At 61.1% G+C, this 20,428-nt stretch carries 14 protein-coding genes; 3 read left to right on the top strand and 11 right to left on the bottom strand.

What is annotated here, in order from left to right; genetic code table 11:
* Window positions 1-65: 65 nt before the first annotated feature.
* Both AC07V4_RS16150 and AC07V4_RS16145 read right to left on the bottom strand, forming a co-directional pair.
* Window positions 66-341 (bottom strand): hypothetical protein, encoded by a 276-nt coding sequence (locus tag AC07V4_RS16150; protein WP_492637425.1) that lies wholly within the window; start codon window positions 339-341, stop codon window positions 66-68.
* Window positions 342-534: 193 nt separating this feature from the next.
* Window positions 535-3,204, bottom strand: coding sequence for an autotransporter family protein (locus AC07V4_RS16145; RefSeq protein WP_492637424.1), 2,670 nt, complete (start codon window positions 3,202-3,204; stop codon window positions 535-537).
* Between the two features lie 353 nt (window positions 3,205-3,557).
* Between AC07V4_RS16145 and AC07V4_RS16140 the strand changes: the two genes are divergently transcribed.
* Window positions 3,558-4,610 (top strand): alpha/beta hydrolase, encoded by a 1,053-nt coding sequence (locus AC07V4_RS16140; RefSeq protein ID WP_492637423.1) that lies wholly within the window; start codon window positions 3,558-3,560, stop codon window positions 4,608-4,610.
* Between the two features lie 14 nt (window positions 4,611-4,624).
* Window positions 4,625-5,776 carry a (R)-mandelonitrile lyase gene (locus AC07V4_RS16135; protein WP_492637422.1) on the top strand — a complete coding sequence of 384 codons (1,152 nt, stop codon included), beginning with the start codon at window positions 4,625-4,627 and terminating at the stop codon, window positions 5,774-5,776.
* On the opposite strand, the gene AC07V4_RS16130 is transcribed toward AC07V4_RS16135, so the two are convergent.
* Window positions 5,739-6,632, bottom strand: coding sequence for a LysR family transcriptional regulator (locus AC07V4_RS16130; protein ID WP_492637421.1), 894 nt, complete (start codon window positions 6,630-6,632; stop codon window positions 5,739-5,741). The genes AC07V4_RS16135 and AC07V4_RS16130 overlap by 38 nt on opposite strands.
* Before the next feature lie 141 nt (window positions 6,633-6,773).
* Between AC07V4_RS16130 and AC07V4_RS16125 the strand changes: the two genes are divergently transcribed.
* Window positions 6,774-7,202 (top strand): TOBE domain-containing protein, encoded by a 429-nt coding sequence (locus tag AC07V4_RS16125; RefSeq protein WP_492637420.1) that lies wholly within the window; start codon window positions 6,774-6,776, stop codon window positions 7,200-7,202.
* An 11-nt stretch (window positions 7,203-7,213) separates the two neighbouring features.
* Here the strand turns inward: AC07V4_RS16125 and AC07V4_RS16120 are convergent, their stop codons facing one another.
* The 8 genes from AC07V4_RS16120 to AC07V4_RS16085 form a co-directional block, all read right to left on the bottom strand.
* Window positions 7,214-7,975, bottom strand: a complete 762-nt coding sequence (locus AC07V4_RS16120; protein WP_492637419.1) for a PIG-L deacetylase family protein — start codon at window positions 7,973-7,975, stop codon at window positions 7,214-7,216.
* 215 nt (window positions 7,976-8,190) lie between these two features.
* A complete protein-coding gene (gene glgX / locus AC07V4_RS16115; protein WP_492637418.1) occupies window positions 8,191-10,350 on the bottom strand; it encodes a glycogen debranching protein GlgX in 2,160 nt (719 codons plus the stop codon).
* A 193-nt stretch (window positions 10,351-10,543) separates the two neighbouring features.
* The gene (locus AC07V4_RS16110) at window positions 10,544-10,801 is read right to left on the bottom strand and encodes a DUF2934 domain-containing protein (protein ID WP_492637417.1); all 258 of its coding nucleotides are present in this window, start codon (window positions 10,799-10,801) and stop codon (window positions 10,544-10,546) included.
* 24 nt (window positions 10,802-10,825) lie between these two features.
* Complete coding sequence (locus AC07V4_RS16105; protein WP_492637416.1) at window positions 10,826-13,576, bottom strand: malto-oligosyltrehalose synthase; 2,751 nt, start codon at window positions 13,574-13,576, stop codon at window positions 10,826-10,828.
* Window positions 13,573-15,657, bottom strand: coding sequence for a 4-alpha-glucanotransferase (gene malQ / locus AC07V4_RS16100; protein ID WP_492637415.1), 2,085 nt, complete (start codon window positions 15,655-15,657; stop codon window positions 13,573-13,575). Before malQ ends, AC07V4_RS16105 begins: the two co-directional genes overlap by 4 nt.
* Window positions 15,654-17,399: a malto-oligosyltrehalose trehalohydrolase gene (gene treZ / locus AC07V4_RS16095; RefSeq protein ID WP_492637414.1), complete on the bottom strand. Its 1,746-nt coding sequence runs from the start codon at window positions 17,397-17,399 to the stop codon at window positions 15,654-15,656. The genes malQ and treZ overlap by 4 nt, the downstream gene beginning before the upstream one ends.
* Before the next feature lie 19 nt (window positions 17,400-17,418).
* The gene (gene glgA, locus AC07V4_RS16090; RefSeq protein ID WP_492637413.1) at window positions 17,419-18,972 is read right to left on the bottom strand and encodes a glycogen synthase GlgA; all 1,554 of its coding nucleotides are present in this window, start codon (window positions 18,970-18,972) and stop codon (window positions 17,419-17,421) included.
* 484 nt (window positions 18,973-19,456) lie between these two features.
* Complete coding sequence (locus AC07V4_RS16085; RefSeq protein ID WP_492637412.1) at window positions 19,457-20,410, bottom strand: D-2-hydroxyacid dehydrogenase family protein; 954 nt, start codon at window positions 20,408-20,410, stop codon at window positions 19,457-19,459.
* Between the last annotated feature and the right edge of the window lie 18 nt (window positions 20,411-20,428).

Genomic DNA, 20,428 nt, shown 5'->3' with positions numbered 1-20,428 from the left:
AGCAAACAATACGCACCTGTGCAGGACTCCACCAGCGAGCGAAATCGGGCAGATGTATTGTTCGCCTAAAAAACATTGCGCCCCATGCAGGCATTACCGAAAGCCCGTGCATAGGTTTCAATCTCCTGCTGGGTCAATTCGGGGCGGCTTTCATCTTCCCCCGACATCCCGACTACGCACACCACGCGATCCACGGTGATTCCATTTTTCCGTGAATCTTCGGCGAATTGCTTGCCGTCACGTGCCCCTTCCTGTCTCAGAGACTCAAGACTTTTCGCGGAAAATGCCATGGTGGAGCCGCATAACGTGATGGCCAATACCAATAGTTTGATGAGTCGCATGCTTGCTTCCTTGCACTAAGGCGTAGTTTTAAACAGACCTGCTCCTGTAAAGAACGGCAGAGGAGAGACTGTGAAAAAGTAGCACATAGCCATTTACCGGGCTCATTTCGCAGGAGGATGTTTTTGACGACGTTTGATCGTGACAACGCGCCAGCCAATGGCGCCAGCGCGTTGTTCAAGCGGGTTTCATCACTTACCAACTGACCCTCAGGCCGAGGTTGCCGCTGACACCTTCTAGCTCATTGGCGTCGAGGTTGGTGTTGTAGTCCGCCGCCATATACACACTGATTGTAGGCGACAAGCGTGCGACCACGCCCACTCCAAGGTCAGCAGAGGAGGACTTATGTTTACTCTTGATCCGGTCAACGTCATCGTAGGTCACCGTGTCACTGCCGCCGAAGGTGCGCCAGGCATTGGCCCGCAGGTACGGTTCGATCGGCGTGTTCTGCACCAGGTAACGCCCCTTCAAGCGCGCACCCAGGCGACCGGTCCAGTAGTCCTGGGAGTCAAATGAGACCTTGGAAATTCCGTCGTTCTGGCTGTCCATGTCGATCTGCTGGTTGATCACCTGCACCTGCGGCTCCACCACCCAATGTTCGGAGAGCGCAATCGGATAGCCGGCTTCGGCAGACAACGCCAATGCGTGCCCCTTGCTGTCCATCTTCACCCCACGGTCGGATTTGTTATCACCCTCCAGGCGCGTGCCCATGGCTACCAGGTCCACATACCAGCCTATTTTGGGATCGGTGAGGGTCCAGTAGGCACCGAAGTTGTCACCGTCGAGTTTGACCCGGCCGGAGCGGCGATCCTGGAAGCCCTCGGCAAAGCCTTTGACATCGCCCCGCAGTTGGCTCTGACCGACAAACAAGCCGAAGCGCTGGATCTGCCCACCGTTGGTTTCAGAGGCGTAGAGGTCATGGCCCACCTGATAGCCTTTGACTGTGCCGTCGAAGCTTGGCGACACCGTGCCGGTCCAACTCTTGTTGAAATCACTCCCATACGCGCGGCCCCAGCCGGCCGGCACTGCGCCGGTTTCGCTCAGCAGGCTTTGTTCGCCCTGGCGGTCATGGAAGGTGCCCAGCGCTTGCAGGGTCATCAACTGCGCAGCGGGCACTACCACCGAATACACCGGTACTTCCAGGCGATACAGTGGAATCGGGTCGGCACCTGCAACCGCTGTCGGCAATGGCGGCGTGGTGACGGCAGGCTCCGGCGATACTTCGGCGGGGACCTGGGTCGGCGGTGGAGCAGGGGGCTCGACGGGGGCGACGGGTTGCGGTGTTGGCGGCTCGACCGGCGGCTCATCCGGGGCGACCACTGGCGGCACGGGTGGAATCGGCGGTACGGGCACCACGACTGGCGGTACCGGTGGAGGCGGTGGCACCACGGGTGGTTGTACCGCGATCACGGAGGAGCGCAGGTACCAGTTGTTTTCCGAACCGGCCGTCACGCCACCCTTGAACAGGTAGTACTGATAGGCCCCGGCCGACACCGAACCTTTCAGGGCAAAGGCGTCGCTTGTGCTCACCGCACCGTTGAGCGCCTGCACCACTTCGATACCGTTGTTGAGCGTCAGACCGCCCAGGCCGCCGAGATTGCTCACCGCCAATTGAGTGTTGCCGCTGATGGTGCCGTTCGAAACCACCAGCTTATCGCTGGCCGAACTGTCGTCACCCAGCACGGTTTGCAGCCACAACTGGCCGTTGTTGCCGACGTAGTTGCCATGCACCGTCAGTGAGTCAGTAGCGCTGTTGCTGCCGGAGGTCATGTCGATGGTCCCGGCATTGTTGAGCGTGACCGACTGACCGGCAGTGTAGGGCCGGATACTGCCTTGGGTCACGGCCAGTACGCTGGTGTTGTCGATGGAAAATGTTCCGGTGTTGCTGGCACTGTCGCCGAGGAAAAAATCACTCGCGAGGTCGAAGCGTGAATGGTTGTTGAGGTTGACCGTCTCCCAACCAATGTATCGGGAGGCCGTGCCGGACGTGGTGTTGTCGAAGGTCAGTTGGTCATTGCCCAGGCCGCCGTCGATGGACGGGGTGGCGCTCAACAGGCTTTCGCTCAGGCCACTGAGCAATGCCGTGTCATTGCCGTCGCCCATCAGTACTGCCGATTTGATCTGGCCGCCATTGAGCCAATTGAACGTGTCGTTGCCGACGCTGGCGCGGATCTCGCCGTTGATCACGCCACCGCTGACGGTGATGCTGTCATCGCCGCCACTGGTGCTGATATTGCCGCCAATGGTGCCCCCGGAGATTTCAATCCTGTCAGTGTCAAAGCCGGTGACGAGATTGCCAAGGATCGTGCCGCCAGACATGAGGTAGATGTTTTTGTCGAGCTTCATGTCGACCCGGCCGATGGTGCCACCCGTTTGCTGCGCCACGTCGCCGTCTTCAAAGGCGCCGACGATGGTGCCGCCAGTCATCAGAAAGGTATCGCGGCCATCGCCTTGGGCAAGGGACTGAATTTGCCCGCCGCTCATGACAAAGTCATCAATGCCATTGCCCTGGGATACCGCCCCCATGACCGTACCTGCACTGATACGGAAACGGTCGGCGCCGTCGCCCTGAGTGACACTGCCGACGATGCGCCCGGAGTTCATGTCGACGAAGTCGGCGCCAGGCCCGGTGAGGATATTACCGTTGATGGTGCCGGTGCCGCCGGCTGGCAAGGTTAGCGTATTGTTGCCCACCAGGTCGGTGAGCCCCGTGGCGCTGCTACCGCTGTCGCAGACGTAAGCGTCGACGCCGGGGCCGGGAGTGAGCACACAAGCTGCTTGTGCTTGTTGTAATGCCACACTTAAAAGAGACAGCGCTCCCACCTGAAGCAGATGGTTTTTCCCTGTGCGCAGTACACGATGCATAGTTTTCTTCTCATCTATTGTTGTTCTAATAATTTGGAAAACTCAGCGGTGTAGTTCTATCTAGACCATAGAAACGAAGCCCACAAATAAATCGATGCCGTTCAGTCCAAGGTATGACTTGCTTCACAATTCGGACATCTCAGCGCACCGATGACCCTCGCGGTATGCATCCCCCTGTTTCCTAGACACCTTCAAACGCGCGCCTTTTACCGATTTCGGCTGTCTAGAGCTCCTTTCCGACTTATGCATCCTTGATATAACTCCTATCCGATTCAACCCATTTATCAATCAATCCCCAAAAGCTACCGTGCTCCCTGCCCTTAAAAACCTACCTGCCAGGGAGCACCTACCCCATGCGAACCCCACTTAAGGCCACCTTCATGGCCGCCATGATCGGCATGTCCTCCGTCGAGCTCAAAGCCGCCGACTCCCAACAAAATCCCTTCACCCTGACCTACGCCGACGCCCTGACCAAAAACGTGCCCGGCCAGGTCAACATCCATCCCGTGACCTACAGACTCAACGGTCTCGACATCGCCGCCAACGTCTACACCCCAGCCCATTACGACGCGACCAAGCAGTACCCGGTCATCGTGGTGGCCCATCCCAACGGCGGGGTTAAGGAGCAAGTGGCGGGGCTGTATGCGCAGCGTCTGGCCGGCCAGGGTTACATCACGATTACGGCGGATGCGGCGTATCAGGGGGGCAGCGGCGGTGAGCCGCGTAATGTGGATAAGCCGGCGAACCGTATTGAGGATATTCATGGCATGGCGGACTTTATCGCCGGCTATCCCGGTGCCGACAGTTCGCGTTTGGGCCTGTTGGGGATTTGCGGCGGCGGCGGTTATTCATTGGCGGCGGCGCGTACAGACAAGCGCTTTCAGTCGATTGCGACGGTGAGCATGTTCAATTCGGGGCTGGTACGACGCAATGGCTTTCGCGACTCGCAGGTGGCGACTATCCAGGAGCGTTTGCAACAGGCATCCCAAGCCCGGGCGCAAGAGGCCGCTGGCGGGGCGGTAGTGTATACCGGCGACGTCAAGTTGACTGACGAGCAGGTCGCCCAACTGCCATTCGATCTGTATCGCCAGGGTTTTGAGTATTACGGCAAGACCCATGCGCACCCGAATTCGACCTTCAAGTACACCTTGAGCAGCTTGCTGGATTTGATGAGTTTTGATGCCACCGACCAGATCGAGTTGATCGACAAGCCTCTTTTGATGATCGCCGGCAGTAAGGCCGACAGCCTCTACATGACCGAGCAGGCGTTCGCCAAGGCCACGGGCACGCAGGATAAGCAGTTGTTCAAGATCGATGGCGCCACGCATATCGAGACGTATTGGGTACCAGCCTATGTGAACAGTGCCATTGACCAGCTGACTGCGTTCTACGGCAGAACACTTTGACCGAGGGCATCACCATGAAAAATACCCTGATCGGTATCGCCATGTGCGCGACCACACCGCTTGCCGCTGGCGTTGAAACCACCCACGAGGCCCAGCAGATCCGCCGTGCAACCACCCAAGCCTCCATGACTGGGCCGGACGCGTATTTCACCGGACAGGTGCGGGTGGACCCGCTGTTCCCGGCCTCCGACGAGGTCAACGCGTCGGGCGCGTATGTCAGCTTTGAGCCAGGCGCGCGTTCGGCGTGGCACACGCACCCGGCGGGGCAGCGGTTGGTGGTGGTGTCGGGTGTCGGGCTGACCCAGGAGTGGGGCAAGCCGGTGCAGCAGATTCTGCCGGGGGATGTCATCGTCTGCCCGCCAGGTGTGAAGCATTGGCACGGGGCGGCGCCGAACAGTGCCATGACCCATCTGGCGGTGACCGGCAGTGTGGATGGCAAAAATGTGGAGTGGCTGGAGAAGGTCACGGAAGCTGAGTACGCCGCGCCATCGTCGGTAAAGGCCGCCGAGGCACTGTCGGCCAAGCAGCAGGCCATCCCGTTGATTGCGGCGTCGATGGCCACGAGTGATCTGGCCGCGCTCAATGTGGCGTTGAATCAGGGCTTGGATGCAGGGCTGTCGATCAGTGAGGCCAAGGAAATCCTGGTGCAGCTCTACGCCTATGTTGGCTTTCCGCGCAGCCTCAATGCGTTGAGTGAGTTGATGAGCGTGGTGCAGGCGCGCAAGGAGCAGGGGATTCAGGACGATCCTGGTCGCGAGCCGAGCAAAGCCATTCCTTCCGGTGATGCGTTACTGGCCTTGGGCAAGGCCAACCAGACGCAAATCGCTGGCGCTCCTGTACAGGGGCCGTTGTTCGACTTTGCCCCGGTGATCAACCAATACCTGCAAAGCCATTTGTTCGGCGACATCTTTGCTCGGGATAACCTCGATTGGCAGAGCCGCGAACTGGCGACGGTCGCTGCGCTCGCGGTTACGCCGGGTGTGGAAGCGCAATTGCGCTCTCATGTGGCGGCCAGCCTGCGGGTGGGTTTAAGTGTTGCGCAATTGCGTGAGCTGGCGCAGTTGCTGCTGGATCACGGCCAGGCCCAGGCGGCCGAGCGTACAGGTACAGCGCTGGATCAACACGTGGCTAGCCACGATAGCGCAGGGTCTCGCGCAACAAGGTGAAGGCCGGCGAGCTTTGGCGGCGGCTCGGGTAGTAAAGGTGGTAGCCAGAGAAGGGTTCGCACCAGTCCTCCAACACCCGAATCAGCCTCCCTTGCGCCACATGCTCGTGCACCAGGTCTTCGGGCATATAGGCCAGGCCCAAGCCTTGCAACGTAGCTTCCAGGCGCATGGCGATAGTGTTGAACACCAGTTGCCCTTCGACGCGTACGTTGAGTTCCTGCCCGTTCTTTTCGAACTCCCACACATAAAGCCCGCCATGGGTGGGCATGCGCAGGGTGATGCAGTTGTGCGCCATCAGGTCGTTGGGGATCAACGGTATCGGGTGGCGGGCGAAGTACGCGGGTGAACCCACCACCGCCATGCGCATATCGGGGCCGATGGGCATGGCGATCATATCCTTGGCCACTTGCTCACCCAGGCGCACGCCGGCATCGAAGCCTTGGGCGACAATATCGGTGAAACCGTAGTCGACGATGATCTCGATACTGAGGTCGGGGTTGTCCGGCAGCAGTTTGGCGAGCACCGGTTGCAGTACGCTGATCGCCGAGTGTTCTCCGGCGGTGATGCGCAGTTTGCCCATCGGCTTGTCGCGGTATTCGCTGAGCCGGGCCAGTTCGCTGTCGATTTCTTCGAACCGGGGCGCGATGACTCGCAACAGATGCTCTCCGGCTTCGGTCGCCGACACGCTGCGAGTAGTGCGGGCCAGCAACCGTACACCCAGGCGCTCTTCCAACTGGCGCATGGCCCGGCTCAACGCCGGTTGTGACATGCCGAGCTTCGCCGCCGCACGGGTGAAGCTGCGTTCCTGGGCCACAACCGAGAAGATCGCCAGTTGGTCGTAACGCTCTGTGCTCATTGATTCGGCCCCGATATAAACTGAGGGCGATTATGCCAGCTGTGTCATCAACGCACTCTCGCTATAGTTGTTTTTACACACCGCTACGTTTAATCATGCCCGGCGTTTCCTAACCTATAAGTCAAAAAAAGGACCCTCTCCATGAAAGTCAGTGCCCGTAACGTATTCAAAGGTCAAGTCAGCCAAGTCCAGGACGGTGCCGTCAATGCCGAGGTGGTGCTGACCTTGCCCGGTGGCGAGCAATTGGTGGCGGTGGTGACCATGGAGAGTGTGCGCAACCTGGGCATCGCCGTGGGCAAAGAAGCTGTGGCGCTGGTCAAGGCGCCATGGGTGATGTTGATGACAGAATCCAGCGACATTCGCCTGTCGGCGCGCAACTGCCTGGAAGGCAAGGTGTTGAGCGTCAACGACGGTGCGGTCAATGCCGAGGTGGTGATCGAGTTGGTCGGTGGCGCCAAGGTTTACTCCATCGTCACCCGCGACGCCGTGGCTGAATTGGGCCTGGCCCCGGGTGTGAACGCCACGGCGGTGATCAAGGCGTCGCACATTATCCTTGGCGTGCCAGCCTGATCGGCGGCTGGCTAGACAAACACGACCTCATAAGGCTCGCGCATTCGCTCCAGCAACTCCTGGGCCATCATCGGCGCCAGACCGATTTGCGGGTCGCCGGCCAATTGGCTGGCGTAGGCGTGGGCAGCGTGCAGTTTGCGCGCCACGCACCAGCTGTCCAGGCGCACCTTGCGTGCGCGTTGCCAGGGAATCAGCGCACCTTCACGAGTCGGCCAATGCCAGGCCCAGATGGGCATTTCATACAACTGCGCGCCTACCAGGCTGCACGCTTTGGCAGTGGCGCGGCCGACGGCATCGTGGTCGTCATTGCCGTCGTTGCGCCAAGTGGTAAACACCACGTCGCCGGGCTGCAGGTAGCGGGCGATGAATTGGCTCATCGGCTGCTCCCGAGCGGCCAAGGCGTTGTCGCGAAATCCGCCGCGAATCCACTTCAGGCTGTGCAACGGCATGCCCAGGCGACGCAAGGCTTCGACGCTTTCCTGGGGGCGCACCACACTCAGGCGGCTGGCCGGCCACACGTTTGAGCCGGGATGGCTGGCGCTGCCATCGGTCATAGAGATCAATTGCAGTGGGTGTTCGCGAGTACTGAGCAGTTGCAGCAAACCGCCGCAGGCCAGCACTTCATCGCCCGGGTGGGGAGCAATCACCACCACGCGTGCGCCGGGCGGCACCAGTGAATTCAATGTGATAACGGGGGTTTGCGCCAGCTGCGGCACACTGTTCCAGATTTGCGTGGGGCCGCGGCGGCCTTCGCTTAAGGAGGCAGGTTTCATGGGGGGCACATCCTTGTCGGTTGATGCGGGGGTCGTACTCCGTTGACGGGACGACTCTTTTTTATTCACCTCAGGCTCCGCTGCGGTGAGTGCGCGGCGTTCCAACCCTGGAATGCTGTGCAAGGCGTTATGAGCATAGACAAGGAATTCTCGCTTTTACATTTTGTAATGTCGGTTTTTTACGAAACCTCATCAAGGAATGATGCAAAACCCCGTCACACCTCGCCGTCGCGCTGTAGTTCGAACAACAACAATGAGCGGCCGGTCACCGCGTATTCATGCTCGAAATCGAAGCGTTCCTGGCCATGTACAGCGGTTTGATTGGTATCGAGCAGGCACGTCCAGAACTCACCTTCAGGCACCGGTGGTAGACGGAAATTGACCGTGTCGTGGTGCGCATTGACCACCAGCAGCAAGGTGGCGTCGGCGCCCGGGCGACGAATCCCGGTTTCCTGGGCGCGGCCATCCATGAGCATGCCCAGGCAGCGTCCGTGGCTGTCCTGCCACTGTTCAGTGCTCATCTCTTTGCCGTCCGGCGCCAGCCAGGTGACGTCTTTCACGCCGATAGCTTCGTTGTAGTCGCCCACCAGGAAGCGACCACGGCGCAGGATCGGGTAGGCCAGGCGCAGTTTGATCAGGCGTTTGACGAACTTGAGCAGCGACTTGCCGTCATCGTCCAGGTCCCAGTTGACCCAGCCGATTTCACTGTCCTGGCAATAGGCGTTGTTGTTGCCGTGCTGGGTACGGGCAAACTCGTCGCCGGCCACGATCATCGGTGTGCCCTGGGCCAACAGCAGGGTGGCGAAGAAGTTGCGCATCTGGCGCAGACGCAGTGCGTTGATTGCCGGGTCGTCGGTGGGGCCTTCGACACCATGGTTCCACGACAGGTTGTTGTTGCTGCCGTCCTGGTTGTTCTCGTCGTTGGCTTCGTTGTGCTTGTCGTTGTAAGAGACCAGGTCGTGCAGGGTGAAACCGTCATGGGCGGTGACGAAATTCACCGAGCTATAGGGTCGACGCCCGCGATGGTTGAACATCTCGCCTGAAGCAGTCATGCGCCCGGCGAAATCCGCCAACTGGCCATCATCCCCTTTCCAGAACGCCCGCACCGTATCGCGGAAGCGGTCGTTCCACTCCACCCAGCCTGGCGGGAAGTTGCCCACCTGATAACCGCCGGGGCCGCAGTCCCAGGGTTCGGCGATCAGTTTCAATTGGCGCAGTACCGGGTCTTGGCGGCAGGCGACGAGGAAGCTGTGGCGTTCGTCGAAGCCATCGCGGTAGCGCCCGAGGATCGTTGCCAAGTCGAAGCGGAAACCATCGACGTGCATTTCGTTGGCCCAGTAGCGCAGGGAGTCGGTGACCATCTGCAGCACACACGGGTGGCTCAGGTCCAGGGTGTTGCCGGTGCCGGAGTCGTTGATGTAGAAGCGCTTGTCGTCGGGCACCAGCCGGTAGTAGGAAGCGTTGTCGATACCGCGCATGGACAGGGTCGGGCCGCGTTCGTTGCCTTCGGCGGTGTGGTTGTAGACCACGTCCAGGATCACCTCCAGCTTTTGCTCGTGCAGGTGCGCGACCATTTCCTTGAACTCGGCGATCTTGCCACTGGCCAGGTAGCGCGGGTCAGGGGCAAAGAACGCGATGCTGTTGTAGCCCCAATAGTTGGTCATGCCTTTTTGCAGCAAGTGCTGGTCGTTGACGAAGGCATGCACCGGCAGCAGCTCTACCGAGGACACGCCCAATTGGCGGATGTGCTTGAGCACGTCATCGTCCATCAAGCCGGCGCAGGTGCCGCGCACCGCTTCGCTCACGGAAGGGTGGCGCATGCTGATGCCGCGCAGGTGGGTTTCGTAAATGATCGTGCGGTCCCATGGCACACGCACTGGCTGGTCGTTGCCCCAGGTGTGCGCCGGATCGATCACCTTGCACTTGGGTACGAAGGGCGCGCTGTCGCGTTCGTCAAAGCTGAGGTCATCGTCGGGGTGGCCGATGGTGTAGCCAAACAGCGCCTCGGACCATTTGAGTTTGCCCACCAGCTGTTTGGCGTAAGGGTCGATCAACAATTTGTTGTGGTTGAAGCGGTGACCATTGGCCGGGTCATATGCACCGTACACGCGGTAGCCGTAGATCAGCCCGGGGTGGGCGTCGGGCAGGTAGCCGTGGAAGGTTTCGTCGGTGTATTCGGGCAACTCGATGCGTTCCAGCTCCACCTCACCGGTATCGTCGAACAGGCACAGCTCCACCTTGGTGGCGTTGGCCGAGAACAGTGCGAAGTTCACGCCCAGGCCATCCCAGGTGGCGCCGAGCGGGAAGGGTAAGCCTTCACGAATGCGCGAAGGTTCGGTGGTGGCTGACGGTTCGGGTTTGTCGGATGGACTCATCAGAAAATTGCTCCTGCAAAAGGTTTATTCGGGCCGAGTGCGTCCGTTCCGACTGAGCGTCAGTTAAAAACGGGGTTGGAATGCCACGGCTTATGGGGGAGCTGGCTTGCCTGCGATTGCAGTGTGTCAGTCACTGAAAATGTTGACTGAGCCACCGCTATCGCAGGCAAGCCAGCTCCCACAGGGGGCCGAGTCAGCTGGAAGGTTTGCGTGGGGCCTTGGGCTTTTTCTCGGCGGCGGGCTTCGGGGCCGCCGCAGGCTTGGCCTTGGCCGCTGCCTTGGGTGCGGTTTTCGGCTTGGCCGCAGGCTTGGGTTTGCTCGGGGTCAACGCCTCGGCCTCAGCCAGCTTGCGGGCCATCTCCCAATGGCGGGTGTCCTGGCCGTGAGGCTTGCCTTCGGATTCCCAGATCTGATGCGCCAATTCACGAATACGTTTGTCTTCAGTACTCATCACAATGCTCCTCGCAGAAAATATTCAGCTTTCTTGATCATCAGGATTGATAAAGACATTGATCGGGAATCTCCCCAGGGCAGTGCTGATCAACAGCTCCTTGTTGGGTGTGACTGCGCCTGTTTGAAAAAGTCCCTTCCAGTTTTGTGTTGTGCCAGTGAACGGTAGTCTTACCCGCGTATCGCCCCAAACCTGCGCAGGGATGTGCGGCCGCTCACTGTTTTCAAGCAGGCGATGGGGCCAGCGTGGCACCACCACCAGTACGCGTTTGCCTTGATGTTCGCGGCAGAACGCAACCACGTGTTCGGCATAGGCACCCTCGACCTCCACAGGTGTGTAGCTGCCTCGGCTGAATACGTCAGGGTGGGCCTTGCGCAAGGCCAGTACCTGAGTAATCAACGCCTGTTTGATACGCCCGTCGCGCCAGTTGGACAACTGTTCGCCGATGTCCGGTGGTGTATCGAGCGCCCGTTGCCGTGCGTTGAAATCCACCGGGCGACGGTTATCCGGGTCCACCAGGCTGAAGTCCCAGAATTCATCACCCTGGTACAGGTCCGGCACGCCCGGCACGGTGAGGCGAAGCAAGGTTTGCGCCAGCCCATTCAGCGCGCCGGCAGGGGCGATTACCTGGACGGCGGCACCGAGAGCGTTGCGTAACGGGCGACCTTCATCACTGAGCAGCAGGCGCTGGAGGAAGGCGTCGACACCTTTTTCATAGGCTTCATTGGGGGCGCTCCAACTGCTCTGCAACTTGGCCTCGCGCAGGGCTTTCTGCTGCCATTGCCAGAGTCGATGTTGGTAGCCCTCAAGGTCGGGGTTGGTCTCCAGTGGCCAACTGCCCAACAGCACTTGGTAGAGGATCAGTTCATCGCCGGCCGAGGGGCAATGTGTAGCGTCGCGCAATTGCACGGCCAGGGCGCGCCAGTGTTCCACCTGCTCGGCATACCACGGCGCGCACTCACTGAGCACTGCCAGGCGTGCACGGCTGTCTTCACCGCGTTTATGGTCGTGGGTGGCGGTGGCCAGCAGGTTGTCGGGGAACGTCCACAAGCGCTGTTGGTTGACGGCATGGAAGTCGGCCAGCGGAGCGCTGAACTGCTCGGTGCTGAAACCCACGTCATTGCGCGACAACAACACCGCCGATCGATAAAACGCCGTGTCTTCCACGGCCTTGGCCGCGGCCGGGGAGGTCAGTTGCTGGAAGCGCACACAGGCATGCTTGAGGATCTTGCGCTCGCGGCCCACCGGGCGCTGACGCCAGGGCTGGCCGCCCAGCCATGCTTGCAGGTGTTCGAGCACCGGCCAGTCGCCTTCGCCCAGAATGTTGCGGGCACCGCTCAAAGCCTGTTGGAAAACACGCTCGTCGGCAGGGCTGCGGCCCAAGGCGCCGATATAGGTGCGGTACACCGGGAAGTGCACGATCAGCGCCTGCAAGGCGCGGCGGATGGCGCCCAAGGTCAGGTCCCGCGTCATCACATCATCACGGGCCACTTGCAGCAGCGCCTGGGCGACGCTTTCAAAGTCCCCGGCCAGGGAACCGTTGAGAATCTGTTGGCGGGCCAGCCACGCCTCTTCGATAAACGCCGAGGGACGCTCGCTGTGGTGCATCCACAATTCAGCCAGCGCTTCGAAGCCCTGCGGGTCGTGTTGCAGCAGCGATAGTTGGTTCATGAATTCGTAGCCGGTGGTGCCGTCCACTTGCCAGTCTTCACGCAGGGTTTCCCCCTCACCGAGAATCTTTTCCACGAAGATCGGCACATGTCGCCCGGGCACCAGCGCATTCACTCGGCGGCGCAGCTTGCGGCAGTAGCCACGCGGGTCGGCGAGCCCGTCGATATGGTCGACGCGTAAACCGTCGACCAGGCCCGCGCTGATCAGTTCGAAGATCTTGGCGTGGGTGGCTTCGAACACGGCGCTGCGCTCGACGCGCAGGCCGCCCAGTTCGTTGACGTCGAAGAAGCGCCGCCAGTTGATGTCGTCGGCGGCGGTACGCCAACTGGCCAGACGATAGGCCTGTTGTTCAAGCAATTGATGCAGTCGCGGGAAACCTTCCGGCGTACGCCCGTCGAACGCCGTGAGCCGCCGCTTGATGGCCGGCAACACTTCCGTCGCCCGTTCGGCCAGCGCGTGTTTCAGCCAGCTCGCTTCGATGTAGGCATCGTCCTGATAGGCGAGGGCGCTGAATCGGTCTGCCAGTGGCTTGAGTGATGCTTCGGTGCCGAGAATCACCGCGTAGTCCTTCGGGCAGATCGGAAAGCGATGTTCGTAATGCTCGACGTAGAACGCGCCGTGTTCAGCGTCGAACTGCAGCGTCAGCGCGCCGCTTTGCAGCGCTTCGCCATAGTCACTGCCGAGAAAGGGCATCAATAGCTGGCCTTTGAGCAGTGGGTCGGGGGAATGCCATTGGATATCGAAGAACTCGCTGTAGGGACTCAGGCGGCCCCACTCCAGCACGTCCAGCCACCAGGGGTTGTCGGCACCGCCCACGGCCATGTGGTTGGAGACGATATCCAGGATCAACCCCATGTCGTGCTCACGCAAGGCGGCAACCAGGCGACGTAGCGCTGGTTCGCCGCCCAGCTCTGGGTTGATCCGGGTGGGGTCGACCACATCGTAGCCGTGCATGGAGCCGGCACGGGCGCTGAGCAGCGGCGAGGCATACAGGTGACTGATGCCGAGTCGGTCGAAGTACGGTACCAGTGGCACCGCCTCGTCCAGGGTGAAACCTTTATGAAATTGCAGGCGCTGGGTGGCGCGTAGAGGCGACACGTTCACCGGTCACGCTCGAAGGCTTGGTTGCGCGCAACGGCGAGCAATTCGAGGCGGCGGGCGGCGCCCGCATTGTCGAGCAGGCTGGACGCCTCACCCGGCAGGCGGCGGCGCCAATTGGGGTGGGTGTCGATAGTGCCGGGCAGGTTGGCTTGTTCTTCCATGCCCAACGCGTCCTCCAGGGGCAGCAGCACCAACGGCGCGTGCGTGTGGCCAAGGTATCGCACACTGGCATCGATCATGTGATCGGTGTCATTGCGGATCTCATCGACGAAGTTCTGCGGGTCCTGGCTCAGGGCCTGACGCAGTGCCTGGCGTTCGCGCAGGCGGTGTTCGCTCCATTGCTCCACGGTGGGCGCGTCGATCAGGCCCAGCTGGATGTTCCATTCGATATCGCGGCTGTGCCACCAACCGTTGAGGGTGGGCAAGTCGTGGGTGCTGGTGGTTGCCAGGGCATTGTCCGGCCAGTCGAGGATCGGTTTGAACTGGCCCTCATGGTTTTGCTCGAACAGCAACACCCGCATGCCGAGGATCGAGCGGCCGATGAGCTTTTCGCGCAGGCCGTCGGGCACGGTGCCGAGGTCTTCACCCAGCACGATGGCCTGGTGACGGTGGGATTCCAGGGTCAACAGGCGCAGCAGGTCGTCCACCGGGTAATACAGGTAAGCCCCTTCACGGGGCGACGCGCCGTTGGGGATGACCCATAGGCGCTGCAGGCCCATCACATGGTCGATGCGCAGGCCGCCAGCATGGGCGAAGTTGGCCCGCAGCATTTCGATGAAGGCGCGAAAGCCGTTGCGCTTGAGGCCCTCCGGCGAGAACGCGGAGATCCCCCAGCCTTGACCGGCGCGGTTGAGGATGTCCGGTGGCGCTCCCACCGTGAGGTCGGCCAGCAACTCGTCCTGACGGCTCCACGCCTGGCTGCCGCCGCCATCGGCGCCCACGGCCAGGTCGGCGATCAGGCCGACGCCCATGCCGCTGCCACGCGCGGCTTGCTGTGCACGCTCCAGGCTGCGGGCGATCAGCCATTGGCAGAAGGCGAAATAGCCGATCTCGTCACGGTGGTCTTCGGCAAATTGCGTCAGGGCTGGGCTCTGCGGTGTGCGCCAGTCTTGTGGCCAGTGCCGCCAATCGAGGTCTTCCCCGGCAGCGGCACGTGCGGCTTGTACGGCTTCGAAGCGGCAGTGGTTTTCCAGGGCTTCGCCGCCGGCTTGTCGGAAACTCAAGAAATCGGCCTGTTGCGGGTGCTCGCCGTGGCGGAAGCCTTCATACAGGGTGCGCAACAGACGCTGCTTGGCCTTGGCGGCGGCTGGCCAGTCGATCAGGGTCAGTTGTTCGAGGGTGTGCAGTTCGTCCGCCAGCCCGGCGGCTTCGATGGCGCTGTGCACTTCGCGTTCGCCCAGGATGCACGCCGGCGAGGCATACAGGCTGTTGAGAAACAGACGGCTGGACGGTGAATATGGGCTGTAGCGCTCAGTGTCGGCGCTGAACATGGCGTGCATCGGACTGATCGCCAGGGCATCGGCACCGCGCTCGGCGGCGGAACGGGCTAGGTGCTCCAGGGCCTGGGTGTCGCCGAAGCCGCCATCACCCAGACGGCGCAGCCCATACAGCTGGGCACTCAGGCCCCAGGCGCGGGCAGGGTGGCTGTTCACCGCTTCGGCCACGCTGTAGCAGTGGGTGGGGGCGACGGCCAGGGTGAAGGTCTGGTCGGCAATGTGCACCTGGTGGTAACCCAAGGCGATGACGCCAGGCAATACGGCGTTACCGTCGAGGCGCAATTCCAGGGTTTCACCGTGTTCCAGGTTGACGCGGCAGGCGGTGTCTGGGGTGAAGTAACGCGCCAGGTCGAGACCCGCGCCGCTGTCGACGGTCATCAGTGGGGGCAGGTGTTTGTCTTGTTGCACCTGCTCAAGCTCCAGCAGGCTGGCGTCGATTTCGGCATCGGTGTCGGCCGGATGTCCCAAACCTTTGAGCACGGCGCGCAGGGCGTCAGGTTTCACATGTTGCGGGCGGCCGTTGGCATCGATCCAATCGACGGCCAGGCCCGCGCGGCTGGCGAGGATTTCCAGGTTCGCTTCGCTCAAGGGTGCTCTCCAACAGGGGTTAGGAAGACGCGGGCGCTGTAGGGGGCCAAGTGCGCGCCCTGGCTGGCTGGCGTTTCGAAAAGACAGGCGTGGGGCGCAGCGTGATCGACGGGCTGGGTGCTGAGGTTGAGGTCGATTTGCAGCAAGTTGCCGTTGCCCAGTCGCCAGCGTGCGCTGATGGCAGCGTCGGCCAGCACCTGCGCGCCCAAGGCCACGCAACCGGGCAAGTGGGGCACGATCTGTTGGTGACGCAGGCTCAGCAGTTGGCGGTAGAGCTGAGTGTGTTCGTTCTCGATAAATGAAGGTGTCGAGTGCAGGAAAGTCGACAGGGCGTTGGGATCGGGGATCAGCTCACGCTGCTCGGGGTCATCAAAGGCGGCAAACTCGGAAAACTCATTGCGCCGGCCTTCACGCACGGCTTCAGCCAGCTCGCCGTGGTGATCGGTGAAAAACAGGAACGGCTCATTGGCGTTGACCTCATCGCCCATGAACATCAGCGGAATCATCGGCGATAGCAGCAATAACGTGGTGGCTGCTTTCAAGGCTTGCGGCGAACACAGCTGGTGCAGGCGTTCTCCCAAGGCGCGATTGCCGATCTGGTCATGGTTCTGCAAAAACAGCACGAAGGCGCTGGGCGGCAGGTGCCCGCTGGGTTCGCCGCGCGCAGTGCCGTGGCGTGTGGCCTGGCCTTGGTAGATAAAACCTTCACTCAGGCAGCGGGCCAGTTTGGCGGTGGTGTCATGGGCGAAGTCACGGTAATAGGCGTCGGTTTCGCCCGTCAGCAAGACATGCAAAGCGTTATGGCCGTCGTCGTTCCACTGGGCATCGAAATCGTGCTCCAGCAGATTGGCCTGGTTGTGCTCGTTTTCCAGCACCAGCCAGGTGTGTCGGCCGATATCGATGTGTTGGCGTACCCGTTGCGCCAACTCCTTCAAAAAACCGGGGTTGTCGATGGCGTGCACGGCGTCCAGGCGCAGGCCATCGAAGCGGTACTCCAGCAGCCACATCAGCGCGTTATCCAAGAAGAAGTCGCGGACTTCCCTGCGATCAAAATCAATGCCCGCGCCCCAGGGCGTATGTAGGTCTTCCTGGAAAAAGCCCTTGGCGTATTGGCCCAAATAGTTACCGTCCGGGCCGAAGTGGTTGTAGACCACATCGAGGATCACGGCCAGCCCGTGTTCATGGGCGCTGTCGATCAGGTGCTTGAGTTGTTCGGGGGGGCCGTAGGAAGCCTGCGGTGCATAGGGCAGCACACCGTCGTAGCCCCAATTACGCTCGCCGGGGTATTGCGCCAACGGCATCAGTTCGAGGGCGGTGATGCCCAGTTCGGCCAGGCGTGGCAGGTGTTTTTCAACGCCCGCATAGCCGCCCAGTGCGCCGACATGCAGTTCATAAATTACCGCCTCATGCCAGGGCCGACCTTGCCACTGGCTATTGCGCCAGGGGTAGGCCAACGGGTCGACGACCCGGCTCCAACCATGGACGTCCGAGGCTTGAGCCCTGGACGCCGGGTCGGGAACGTCGGTTTCACCGTCGATGTTGTAGCGATAGCAAGTGCCTGCCGGGCACTTGATGTCAACTTCGAACCAGCCCTCTGCCTGGGGCAACATGGCGATGGACTTTGCGTCTTTGAATTCGACGCTGACATAAAACGCGTCTGGCGCCCACAAGGCAAAACGCGTGTGTTGTGCGTCCAGCATGATTGCGCCGTGGGGCCAGGTTTCCAGAGTCCGTGAGGGCATCTGTGAAGACCTCCCTTGATTATTTAGCCGACTTCCCCTGGGCCTTGGCCACCAGTTGCTCGTAGAGTTCGGCGTAGGGTTCCACCGCCTGGCACCAGTTGAACGGTTGGGTCATGGCACGGCTGCGCATGGCGTTGAGCAAGCCAGGGTAGGCAAACACTTTGAAGGCGCGCGCCAGGGCCGCTTCGTAGCTGACCACCGTGGACTCGTTGAACAGGAAGCCGGTCACGCCGTCTTCGATGGTGTCTGCCAGGCCGCCGGTATTGCGCGCCACCGGCAGTGAGCCGAAGCGCTGGGCGTACATCTGGCTCAGACCGCAGGGTTCATAACGCGACGGCATCAGCAGGAAGTCGCTGCCGGCGAACATGCGGCGAGCGTCGGTTTCGTTAAAGCCGATACGCACCCCTACCTGTCCGGGGAAGCGCAGGGCCAGTTCGCGCATGGCCTGTTCTTCTTCCGGCTCGCCGCGCCCGATAATGGCGATCTGGCCGCCGTTCTCGACGATAAAGCTGGCAACGGCTTCGGTGAGGTCCAGGCCTTTCTGATAGACCAGGCGTGAGACCACGGCGAACAGCGGGCCGGTGGAGTCGTGCAGGCCGAACAGGTGGCGCACGTGGGCGGCGTTGATGGCCTTGCCTTCCCAGTCGCCAATATTGAAGTTGTGGGTCAGGTGGGTGTCGGTGGAGGTTTCCCAGCTTTCGTCTATCCCGTTGGGAATGCCACTGAGCAAACCTTGCTGGGTCTTGCTGGCCAAGAAGCCGTCAAGGCCGCAGCCGAATTCGGGGGTGGTGATTTCCTGCGCATAGGTCGCGCTCACAGTGGTGATATGGCTGGAGTACGCCATGCCCGCCTTGAGGAACGACATTTTGCCGTAAAACTCCATGCCTTCCTGTTGCAGGGCATGGGGCGGAATCCCCAGTTCCGGGGTCGACGCCAGGCTCACGACCCCCTGATACGCCAGGTTATGAATGGTAAACAGGGTCGGCGTGCGTGACCCGCGCCAGTGCATGTAGGCCGGCGCGAGGCCGGCTGGCCAGTCATGGGCGTGCACCAGGTCAGGGCACCAGTGGATCTGCGCGAGGTTGGCGGCCATATCGGCGGCGGCCAGACCCAGGCGGGCGAAACGAATATGGTTGTCCGGCCAGTCGCGACCGTTATTGGCGCCGTAGGGCGTGCCTTCACGCTCGTAGAGCTCGGGGCAGATCAGCACGTAGATGACCAGGCCATCCTTGAGGTCCATGCGCCCGATCTTGCACGGTGGCAGCGCGGCGTGGCCACCCAGCTCACCGATGATATGGATCGGGTTGTCACTCTCCATTACCTGCGGATAACCCGGGATCAACACCCGCACATCGTGCAAGTGGGCCATGGCACGGGGCAGGGCCGCGGACACATCGCCCAAGCCACCGGTCTTCACCAGGTCGGCGAATTCGGAGGTGACAAACAGGACTTTTTTGCGATTGGGGTTCTGACTCAAGACCGGCCGCATTGTGTTGAGGTCAACTAAGGAGGTCGCCCCGCCAACGGGCTGACTAACACGTTCTCCCTGAATACTTGAAGCAGCACTGATCATAGTTCTCTCCACGTGTTGGTCGGCTAATGGCCCGCTGCCACTATCTCCGTTGGCCGCATCCTGCGGCCACGCGCACAAGCGCTGTACAGACTCTGGCAAGGCTTATGCCAGTTGTACGGTTGGCAGAAACAGATTGGATGGACGGGCATCTGGCCAGGGCCAAGCGTGCTCGCCGTACCTTAAAACTTGACCAATGGCCGAGTTGAAAAGTTTAGATTTTTTGCGGGGCTTTTGTTTTCGAACGGACCCATCAGTCATGAGTCTAGGACAGATCCTAGAGCCTGTAAGGTTTCTGGAAGGATTTTGTAGGACAAAAAACTTGTAACCACAAATGCGATGGTTATGAGCAGGGCTGTAGTGAGCAGGCTTGCCCTGCGCAGGAGTGCCAAGCGCTCCCTTTGCGGTCGCGCGTTGTGAGGGGTGTGTAGGGTTGGGGGCGCAGCGCGCTCCAGCGCAGGGCAAGCCTGCTCACTACATTGGTGCGTTAGCCCAGCGTGCGGATGGGCATGCCGGCAGCCCACGCCTGAATAGCTTCGATCATCTGCTGGTAGAACTGGTGGTAATTCTGTTCACTCACATAACCGACATGAGGCGTGGTCAGTACATTCGACAGGCGGCGGAAGGGGTGGTCCACCGGCAGCGGCTCCTCGGCGTACACATCCAGCGCAGCCCCGGCCAACTGGCCGCTTTCCAGCGCGGCGATCAGCGCCTGTTCATCCACAATCGGCCCGCGTGCCGTGTTCACCAACCGTGCGCTCGGCTTCATCCAACCCAGCGCCTCGGCGTCCACCAGACCGCGGCTGCGGTCGCTGAGTACCAGATGAACAGTCAGAATATCGGCCTGTTCAAACAGTTCGCGCTTGCTGACCCATGTGACGCCCGATTCAGTTGCGCGCTCAGGGGTAAGGTTTTCACTCCAGGCAATCACCCGCATCCCGAACACCTTGGCAAACTGCGCAACCTTCTGGCCAATGCTGCCCAGGCCGAGAATGCCCAGGGTCTTGCCATGCAAGTCGCCACCCAGGCCGACCTGCCAACCGCCCGCGCGCAACGAGTTGGCTTCAGCCAACAGGTTACGGGTAGAGGCCATGATCAGCGCCCAGGTCAATTCGGGGGCCGCGTGTTTATAGCTGTCGGTGCCGCACACCTGGATACCCAAGGCCTTGGCGGCGAGGATGTCGATGGCGGCGTTACGCATGCCGCCGGTCACCAGCAGCTTGAGGTTGGGCAGACCCTGCAGCAAGGCCTTGTCGAAGGTGGAGCGTTCACGCATCACGCAAATCACCTCGAAACCCTTCAAACGTTCGACCATCGTGGCGGTGTCCGCCGGGTAATCGTGAAGGAAGTGCACCTGGCCAATCGAGGCCAGCATCGACCAATCCACCACCCCACTGGCCACATTCTGCCAATCATCAATGACTGCTATCTGTATCGACATTCACCCGTGCCTCGATCA

The sequence above is a fragment of the Pseudomonas sp. GW821-FHT03A09 genome (genome assembly GCF_059421065.1).
Note: the sequence above shows the minus strand (reverse complement) of the source record. Positions and strands in the feature narration are given on the sequence as shown.

Coding starts and splice junctions, on each gene's coding strand:
- AC07V4_RS16150 (WP_492637425.1), bottom strand. CDS start 341: ATGCGACTCATCAAACTATTGGTATTGGCCATCACGTTATGCGGCTCC.
- AC07V4_RS16145 (WP_492637424.1), bottom strand. CDS start 3,204: ATGCATCGTGTACTGCGCACAGGGAAAAACCATCTGCTTCAGGTGGGA.
- AC07V4_RS16140 (WP_492637423.1), top strand. CDS start 3,558: ATGCGAACCCCACTTAAGGCCACCTTCATGGCCGCCATGATCGGCATG.
- AC07V4_RS16135 (WP_492637422.1), top strand. CDS start 4,625: ATGAAAAATACCCTGATCGGTATCGCCATGTGCGCGACCACACCGCTT.
- AC07V4_RS16130 (WP_492637421.1), bottom strand. CDS start 6,632: ATGAGCACAGAGCGTTACGACCAACTGGCGATCTTCTCGGTTGTGGCC.
- AC07V4_RS16125 (WP_492637420.1), top strand. CDS start 6,774: ATGAAAGTCAGTGCCCGTAACGTATTCAAAGGTCAAGTCAGCCAAGTC.
- AC07V4_RS16120 (WP_492637419.1), bottom strand. CDS start 7,975: ATGAAACCTGCCTCCTTAAGCGAAGGCCGCCGCGGCCCCACGCAAATC.
- glgX (WP_492637418.1), bottom strand. CDS start 10,350: ATGAGTCCATCCGACAAACCCGAACCGTCAGCCACCACCGAACCTTCG.
- AC07V4_RS16110 (WP_492637417.1), bottom strand. CDS start 10,801: ATGAGTACTGAAGACAAACGTATTCGTGAATTGGCGCATCAGATCTGG.
- treZ (WP_492637414.1), bottom strand. CDS start 17,399: ATGCCCTCACGGACTCTGGAAACCTGGCCCCACGGCGCAATCATGCTG.
- glgA (WP_492637413.1), bottom strand. CDS start 18,972: ATGATCAGTGCTGCTTCAAGTATTCAGGGAGAACGTGTTAGTCAGCCC.
- AC07V4_RS16085 (WP_492637412.1), bottom strand. CDS start 20,410: ATGTCGATACAGATAGCAGTCATTGATGATTGGCAGAATGTGGCCAGT.